This window comes from Streptomyces sp. MnatMP-M17 (assembly GCF_900091995.1).
Taxonomy (GTDB): domain Bacteria; phylum Actinomycetota; class Actinomycetes; order Streptomycetales; family Streptomycetaceae; genus Streptomyces.
The window spans coordinates 1-6190 of the sequence record NZ_FMDK01000875.1 but is presented as its reverse complement, the minus strand read 5'-3'; the positions used below and the strand labels follow the sequence as shown (position 1 = coordinate 6190).

Here is a 6190-nt window from a genome sequence, read left to right as displayed (position 1 = left end):
GGTCGGCGTGGTGCTGATGGCGGTGCTCGCGGGGCTCGCGGCGGCCACGTACGCGGCGATCGGCGACGACCATCCCCGGCGTATCGCGGGCGCGGCCCTGCTCGCGGCGCCGAACGGCGTCTGGCTCGGCATTCCGCTCGGTCTGTTCGTGCCCTGGGACGGCAGGGCGTCGGGCTCCCTGGCCTCACTGCTTCCCGATCCGCTGGACAGACTGCTGCGGCCGTCGGGCGGTGAGCCACTGTCGGTCGGCGGGCTCGCGGAGCTGGACGGACGGATCTGGCTGCTGGTGGTGGCCGTCACCGTGATGATGCTGTACGCCGGAGTACTGACGGCGGTCCGTACGGTCCGGGCCGACGAGGTCGCGGCCGGTGGAAGCGGCGCGGCCGGCGGCGCCAGCGGAAGCGGCCCGGCCCACGGGAGCCGGACGCACAGGAGCCTCGGCGCCTTCGTCCGGCGGTGTGCTCTGAGGCTCGGCATCGTCACCGCGCTCACTCTCCCGGCCCTGGTGTGGCTCACGGAGGTCTCGGCCGACGCCTCGCTGTCCGTGCTCGGCGTCCCTGCCTTCGGCGCGGGCATCGAACTGCACGGCAGAGCCGGTACGGCCCTGCTGCTCGGAGCGGTCTGGGGCGCCGGCGCCGGAGGCGCGGGAGCGCTGCTCGCGTACGCCGCGGGCTGGGGCAGGCGTACGGAGGCGGCTGGAGAAGCGGCCAGGGAAACGGCGGAGCCGCAGGCGCGATGGGCGCCCAGGACGGAAGTGCTGCCGTTGCCCGAGCCGGCGTTTCCGCCGATGCCCGAGGACGCGCCGTCGGCGGGCCCCGCCCGTACGGATTCCGCCCCAGGTCAGACGCCCGGACCGTACAGGCCGTCCGTGCCCTACCGGCCCGCCAATCCCGATACGAACCCGTATCTGCGCCTGCCCGAGGGCGAGAGCGGACCGCCGGCCCCGGGGTCGCAGCGGGACGGCCGCTGACCGAGACTGGTACCGCTGTCCGGTACGCGGGACGGCCGGCCACAGCTCCTGACTCGCCCGATACGGTGGAACCACCATGAGCGCATCGCAGCCCCCTCGGACCGCCGACGTCCCCACTCTTCTCGTCAAGATCTTCGGGAAGGACCGTCCCGGGATCACCGCCGGGCTCTTCGACACCCTTGCCGCCTACTCCGTCGATGTGATCGACATCGAGCAGGTCGTCACCCGTGGCCGTATCGTCCTCTGCGCGCTGATCACCGCTCCGGCCTCCGGCGGTGCCAGCGAGGGCGAGTTGCGGGCGACCGTGCACACCTGGACGGAATCGCTCAAACTCCAGGCGGAGATCATCTCCGGTATCGGCGACAACCGGCCGCGCGGCAGCGGCCGTTCCCATGTCACCGTGCTGGGCAATCCGCTGACCGCCGAGTCGACGGCGGCCATAGCGGCCTCCATCACCGCCACCGGCGGCAATATCGACCGGATCTTCCGGCTGGCGAAGTACCCGGTCACCGCCGTGGAGTTCGCGGTGTCCGGTGTGGAGACCGAGCCGCTGCGCACCGCGCTGGCCACCGAGGGCGCGGAGATCGGAGTGGATGTCGCGGTCGTCTCGGCCGGACTGCACCGCCGGGCCCAGCGGCTGGTGGTCATGGACGTGGACTCGACGCTGATCCAGGACGAGGTCATCGAGCTCTTCGCGGCCCACGCGGGCTGTGAGGCCGAGGTCGCCGAGGTGACCTCCAGGGCCATGCGCGGAGAGCTGGACTTCGAGCAGTCCCTGCATGCGCGGGTGGCGCTGCTCGCCGGGCTGGACGAGTCGGTGGTGGAGAAGGTGCGCGCCGAGATACGGCTCACTCCCGGCGCCCGCACCCTGATCCGTACGCTCAAGCGCCTCGGCTATCAAGTAGGCGTGGTCTCGGGCGGATTCACCCAGGTCACCGATGCCCTCCAGGAGCAGCTCGGGCTGGATTTCGCCGCCGCCAACACCTTGGAGATCGTGAACGGCAAGCTCACCGGGCGGGTGGTGGGCGAGATCGTGGACCGCGCGGGCAAGGCGCGGCTGCTGCGCAGATTCGCCGACGAGGCGGGCGTCCCGCTGGCACAGACCGTCGCGATCGGCGACGGCGCCAACGATCTCGACATGCTGAACGCGGCGGGGCTGGGAGTCGCCTTCAACGCCAAGCCGGTGGTCCGCAAGGCGGCCCATACGGCGGTGAACGTACCGTTCCTGGACACCGTGCTGTATCTGCTGGGCATCACCCGCGAAGAGGTGGAGACCGCGGACGGCGGAGACGGGCACTGACCTACGGCGGCGGCCCCGGCGACCTACGAGACCGGCCCCGGCGCGAGTCCGTCGCCCGCCGGGGTCCGCTCGCGTCCGGGACGCGGATCAGCCGCGCGGTGTCCAGAAGTCGACAAGCCTGCCCACGCCGTGCTCCACCGACTTCCAGCTTCCGTTGAAGGCGATCACGGCCAGCGCGGCGGTCGGGAATCCCGTCCTCGTCATCCTGGCGATGGTGTCGCCTTCGGCCTCGCCGGAGAGAGCGTCGGCGAGCGCGTGCATACCGGGATTGTGACCGACCAGCAGCAGATCGTTCACCTCGTCGGACGTCTCGTTGACCAGGGCGAAGAGATCGCCGAGCGTCGCGTCGTAGAGCCGGTCCTCATAGACGGTCCTGGGACGCACGGGCAGCTCCTGCACCGCCAGCTTCCAGGTCTCACGCGTCCTGGCGGCCGTCGAGCAGAGAGCCAGATCGGGAACGAGTCCGCTGTCGGCGAGCCTGCGGCCGGCGATCGGCGCGTTCGACCGGCCGCGATCGGCGAGCGGCCGCTCGTGGTCGGGCACGTCCGGCCAGTCGGCCTTCGCATGCCGGAGGAGAACGATCCTGCGAGGTGTATCGACGCTCATGCATCCCAGCTTCGCATGAAATGCGCCAATGGGCAGAGGGTGTTGACGGGCTGCCCCGGCACGGGTGAACGGTGCTGGCGACTGCTCGCCGTTAACCCACCAAGGTCAGATGAATCTGCTCCAGAATGCGGCCGACCGCGGGCGCGCTCGCGGCGGCACGGGCCTCGGTGGAGCCCGTCATCAGCAGAAGCAGCGCGGCGAAGGCGACGGCGGGCAGGGCAACGGACCACCACGGCAGCCGGATCTCGATCTTGTCGGAGGCGACGCGGGTGTGGGACCGGGGGTGGGTCGGGACCGGCATGGCCGCCTCCGTGGGTCTGCGGTTTCTTGTTACCTCAGAACCTACGGATCATGAGCCCTGGAGCACATCCGGCGACCCACCCACTCGACCCTGACCCTGACCCCCTAGGGGGTGGTGGTGCTAGCCCCACCCCCTCTCGTCAGGGCGACGCAATCGACGCGATTATTCCGATCAGCACCAGGATGCCGATGATCGCGCCGAAGACGAGGAGCAGTTTCTGCTGGCCGTTCTGGGGATTCGGGTCAAGGACTGGCATGCGTTCAGTCTCGCATCCGCGCCTCGTCCTCGATCGTCCGGTCCCGGCCCGCGATCACGCCCGCCACCATCTGCGGCACCAGGAAGCCCCCCATCAGCGCGATCGGCAGTCCCCAGCCGCCCGTGTGCTGGTAGAGCACGCCCACCAGCAGCGGGCCCGGGATCGAGATCAGATAGCCGGTGCTCTGGGCGAACGCGGAGAGCCGTACGACTCCCGCGCCGGAGCGCGACCGCATGCCGATCATGGTGAGGGCCAGCGGGAAGGAGCAGTTCGAGATGCCCAGCAGGACCACCCAGACCCAGGCGCCCTCGGCTGGTGCGAAGTACAGGCCCGAGTAGGCGGTCAGTCCGCAGACGCCCAGACCGACGACGATCGGCCCCTGGTTCTTCATCCGCGCGGCCAGGCCCGGGATCACGAAGGCCAGCGGCACTCCCATCACCATGGTCACGGCGAGCAGCAGCCCCGCCGTGCCGGCCGGGACGCCCGCGTCGCGGAAGACCTGGGGCATCCAGCCCATGGCGATGTACGCGCCGGTGGCCTGAAGGCCGAAGAAGCAGGCGAGCGCCCAGGCGGTACGGCTGCGCCCGAGCCGGAGCCCGGGAACGGAGGCCGCCGCGACCACGCCGGAAGGTGACACCGCGCCGCGGTCGCGTGCCAGGCCGAGCCAGGGCAGTACGGCCACCGCCGCGAGCACGGCCCAGATACCGAGTCCCGTGCGCCAGTTGCCGCCCAGCGCCTCGGTCATGGGAACGGTCGCGGCGGCGGCGACTGCCGTGCCGAGCGCCAGTGCCATCGAGTACAGCCCGGTCATGGTGCCGACACGGTCCGGGAAGTACCGCTTGACGATCACCGGCATCAGCACATTGCTGACGGCGATGCCCATGAGCGCGAACGCGCTCGCCGCGAGGAAGACGGCCGTACCGCTCACGAACGGACGGATCAGCAGTCCCGCCGTGATGGCCACCATGCCGGCGCAGACGATGGCGCCGGGACCGTACCGCCGGGCCAGTCGCGGCGCGCTGAAGCCGAAGACCGCGAAGCAGAGCGGCGGTACGGAGGTGAGGACACCGGCGACGGTGCCGCTCATGTGCAGCCCGTCCCGTACCTCTTCGAGCAGCGCGCCGAGGCTGGTGATGGCCGGGCGGAGATTGAGTGCGGCGAGAACGAGCCCGACGACAAGAAGCCGGGTGAGCCAGACCGCCGCGGCCGGTGAGGCCGATGCGGGAGAATCGCCGGATGCCGCAGGGGATGTGGTCGGCCGGCTCAGGATCTGGGCCTGGCCCGGGATCTGGGCCTGGCCCGGGATCTGGGTCTGGATCTGGGTCTGGGTCTGCGTCTGGGTCTGGGTCTGCGTCTGGGTGTCCGTGGGTATCTGCGGTCGCGGCTCGTCAGGCATGGAGCCATCATAGAATCATGGGATGATTGACTGTCCAGCCCTACGACTAGGAGCACCATGGCGCTGACCTCTCCCCGGCGTTCCGCGCTCTCGGATCAGGTGATCGCCGAGCTGCGGAGCCAGATCACCTCGGGCGAATGGCCGGTGGGCTCCCGCATCCCGACCGAGCCCGAGCTGGTCGCGCAGCTCGGAGTGGCCCGTAACACCATCCGTGAGGCGGTCCGCGCGCTCGCGCACAACGGGCTTCTGGACATCCGGCAGGGCTCGGGCACCTATGTCGTGGCGACCAGTGAGCTGGCCGGCGTGATGCACCGGCGCTTCGCCGGCGCCGACCCGCGCGATATCGCCGAGGTGCGTTCCACACTGGAGTCCTCGGCCGCCAGGATGGCCGCCGAGCGGCGCACGGAGCGGGATCTGCGGCAGTTGGACACGCTCCTCGCCCGCCGCGAGGAGGCCTGGGCCGCGGGCGACCGGGACGAGTTCGTCGCCGCCGACGCCACCTTGCACATGGCGGTCGTCTCGGCCTCGCACAACGACGTACTGACCGCGCTCTACGCGGACCTCAACCATCTGCTGCGCGACCGGCTCCGTGACGATGTGGGACAGGAGCTGCGCCCGGAGAACCATATGGACCACGCACGGCTGGTGGCCGCGATCCGGGCGGGCGATGTGGAGACGGCGGGCACCGAGGCGGCCAGTTATACCCGTCACTGTCTGGGCGAACGCGTCTGAGCGGCGTACGGTCCGGGAGCGCCCGGACCGTACGGGAGCGTCGGGACGTTACGGGACCGCCCGGCGGTGCTCAGGAGGCCACGCGTTCGTGGGTTATCCACACCTGGCGTATCTCCATCCAGCACCGCTCGGCGAGTTCCGCGTACCGGGCCGCGGCGATCTCCACCGCCTCGCTGTCGGCGTCGATGTCCCACCAGCGCTCGCACTCGACATGCAGCCGCAACCGGTCGGTCTCCGGATACGGGTTGTGACAGGAGGCGGTGGCGCGGGAGCCCTCGATCTTCGTACGACAGGTGGCTCCGAAGCGGTCGGGACGGGCGGGTTCCATGCCGCCGCCGCTCGCAGGGACGGACAGATCGGCGACGGGTACGGGTATGTCCCGCAGCGCCGAGGAGACGGCGAAACCGGTCGCGATCAGCAGGGCCGTGGTGAGAGCGGTGGCCGTACGGCGGTGCGACGGACGCATGCCTACACCTCCTCCCCCATGCGCGGCAACCGGAATGCCCCGATGCGCTCAGTGTGGGGCCACTTGTCCCTCTTTTCGAATCGAAGGGACACAGTCCGTCACTCCGCCGGATCACTGGGCCCGCACGCCCTGACATCGCCCAGACACACGGAAGCCGCGCCCC

Annotated in this window: 8 protein-coding genes; 3 read left to right on the top strand and 5 right to left on the bottom strand. The window is 70.6% G+C overall.

Going from position 1 to position 6190, the window contains the following annotated elements; all coding sequences use genetic code 11:
• Together GA0115259_RS32555 and serB are read left to right on the top strand one after the other, a co-directional pair.
• Window positions 1–970, top strand: a 970-nt coding sequence (locus GA0115259_RS32555) for a streptophobe family protein (RefSeq protein ID WP_218104250.1), incomplete at its 5' end; no start/stop codon positions are given.
• Between the two features lie 76 nt (window positions 971–1046).
• The gene (gene serB, locus GA0115259_RS32550; RefSeq protein WP_093603630.1) at window positions 1047–2270 is read left to right on the top strand and encodes a phosphoserine phosphatase SerB; all 1224 of its coding nucleotides are present in this window, start codon (window positions 1047–1049) and stop codon (window positions 2268–2270) included.
• Between the two features lie 87 nt (window positions 2271–2357).
• On the opposite strand, the gene GA0115259_RS32545 is transcribed toward serB, so the two are convergent.
• From GA0115259_RS32545 to GA0115259_RS32535, 4 genes are all read right to left on the bottom strand, one after another.
• Complete coding sequence (locus tag GA0115259_RS32545) at window positions 2358–2876, bottom strand: SixA phosphatase family protein (RefSeq protein WP_093603628.1); 519 nt, start codon at window positions 2874–2876, stop codon at window positions 2358–2360.
• Between the two features lie 91 nt (window positions 2877–2967).
• Window positions 2968–3177 carry a hypothetical protein gene (locus GA0115259_RS32540; protein ID WP_093603626.1) on the bottom strand — a complete coding sequence of 70 codons (210 nt, stop codon included), beginning with the start codon at window positions 3175–3177 and terminating at the stop codon, window positions 2968–2970.
• 139 nt (window positions 3178–3316) lie between these two features.
• A complete protein-coding gene (locus GA0115259_RS42395; protein ID WP_256098240.1) occupies window positions 3317–3433 on the bottom strand; it encodes an SGM_5486 family transporter-associated protein in 117 nt (38 codons plus the stop codon).
• Between the two features lie 4 nt (window positions 3434–3437).
• Window positions 3438–4829, bottom strand: coding sequence for a CynX/NimT family MFS transporter (locus tag GA0115259_RS32535; protein WP_237540655.1), 1392 nt, complete (start codon window positions 4827–4829; stop codon window positions 3438–3440).
• Window positions 4830–4886: 57 nt separating this feature from the next.
• Here GA0115259_RS32535 and GA0115259_RS32525 point away from each other — a divergent pair, with 57 nt between their 5' ends.
• The gene (locus GA0115259_RS32525; protein WP_093603624.1) at window positions 4887–5561 is read left to right on the top strand and encodes a FadR/GntR family transcriptional regulator; all 675 of its coding nucleotides are present in this window, start codon (window positions 4887–4889) and stop codon (window positions 5559–5561) included.
• Window positions 5562–5631: 70 nt separating this feature from the next.
• Here GA0115259_RS32525 and GA0115259_RS32520 read toward each other — a convergent pair whose 3' ends face one another.
• Window positions 5632–6027, bottom strand: a complete 396-nt coding sequence (locus tag GA0115259_RS32520; RefSeq protein WP_093603622.1) for a hypothetical protein — start codon at window positions 6025–6027, stop codon at window positions 5632–5634.
• Window positions 6028–6190: the final 163 nt, after the last annotated feature.

Excerpts from the sequence above, each read along its gene's own strand:
- serB (WP_093603630.1), top strand. The coding sequence starts at position 1,047 with ATGAGCGCATCGCAGCCCCCTCGGACCGCCGACGTCCCCACTCTTCTC.
- GA0115259_RS32545 (WP_093603628.1), bottom strand. The coding sequence starts at position 2,876 with ATGAGCGTCGATACACCTCGCAGGATCGTTCTCCTCCGGCATGCGAAG.
- GA0115259_RS42395 (WP_256098240.1), bottom strand. The coding sequence starts at position 3,433 with ATGCCAGTCCTTGACCCGAATCCCCAGAACGGCCAGCAGAAACTGCTC.
- GA0115259_RS32520 (WP_093603622.1), bottom strand. The coding sequence starts at position 6,027 with ATGCGTCCGTCGCACCGCCGTACGGCCACCGCTCTCACCACGGCCCTG.
- GA0115259_RS32535 (WP_237540655.1), bottom strand. The coding sequence starts at position 4,829 with ATGCCTGACGAGCCGCGACCGCAGATACCCACGGACACCCAGACGCAG.
- GA0115259_RS32525 (WP_093603624.1), top strand. The coding sequence starts at position 4,887 with ATGGCGCTGACCTCTCCCCGGCGTTCCGCGCTCTCGGATCAGGTGATC.
- GA0115259_RS32540 (WP_093603626.1), bottom strand. The coding sequence starts at position 3,177 with ATGCCGGTCCCGACCCACCCCCGGTCCCACACCCGCGTCGCCTCCGAC.